Source organism: Mycobacterium sp. (genome assembly GCF_008709575.1).
Taxonomy (GTDB): domain Bacteria; phylum Actinomycetota; class Actinomycetes; order Mycobacteriales; family Mycobacteriaceae; genus Mycobacterium.
The window spans coordinates 1-690 of record NZ_VYIK01000360.1 but is presented as its reverse complement, the minus strand read 5'-3'; the positions used below and the strand labels follow the sequence as shown (position 1 = coordinate 690).

The window sequence follows — 690 nt, the reverse complement described above, 5'->3', positions numbered from 1 at the left end:
CAGCAACGCCTACGGCATGTATTGAGAAGGCGATCCGTTGGTTGTGTTGATCTGCGATCGTGTTTACGTTAGTGCTATGACGGCCGCCGTCGCGTCGGAATCATGCTGTGCGGCCCCGGTGCTACTACTGCGGGGGCGGTGATGGGCACGACCGGTGAAACTGTCGGCATCTTGTCGGTGACCGAAAGCTGGCGTCTGCTGGCTAGCGTGGCGTTAGGACGTCTTGTCACGAGCGTCCACGGCGAGGCCGAGATCTTTCCCGTTAATTTCGTCGTCCAACGCCGCACCGTGCTCTTTCGCACCGCAGAGGGCACCAAGTTGGTCAGCACCGCGATCAACAATCGTGTTCTCTTCGAGGCCGACGACCACAACGCTGCCGAAGGCTGGAGTGTCATCGTGAAGGGCACAGCCCGCATGCTGCGCACCGATGAGGAGATCGAAGAGGCCGAGCGGGCACAGCTGCTGCCTTGGACCGCGACGGTGAAGCGGCATTACGTTCGCATTCTCCCGATTTCGGTGACGGGACGCCGTTTCCGGTTCGGTCCGGAACCCGGCATGGAATCCGCATCCTGCTGATAGCCCGCGCAACCGCCAGATTTTCCCGAACTTTAGGGTCTTCGGCCTCTAGCCGGGGTGACTGGGTCCCGGCACCATGGAGCCAGCAGACGACCCGGTGAGAAGGATGCCAGA

Annotated in this window: 1 protein-coding gene; it reads left to right on the top strand. The window is 61.4% G+C overall.

Annotation, left to right across the window (positions count from 1 at the left end; translation table 11 throughout):
• Positions 1–141 precede the first annotated feature (141 nt).
• Positions 142–576 carry a pyridoxamine 5'-phosphate oxidase family protein gene (locus tag F6Q13_RS18950; RefSeq protein WP_293059801.1) on the top strand — a complete coding sequence of 145 codons (435 nt, stop codon included), beginning with the start codon at positions 142–144 and terminating at the stop codon, positions 574–576.
• Positions 577–690 lie beyond the last annotated feature (114 nt).

What these genes read in the sequence shown, in the direction of transcription:
- F6Q13_RS18950 (WP_293059801.1), top strand. Translation starts at nt 142, where the DNA reads ATGGGCACGACCGGTGAAACTGTCGGCATCTTGTCGGTGACCGAAAGC.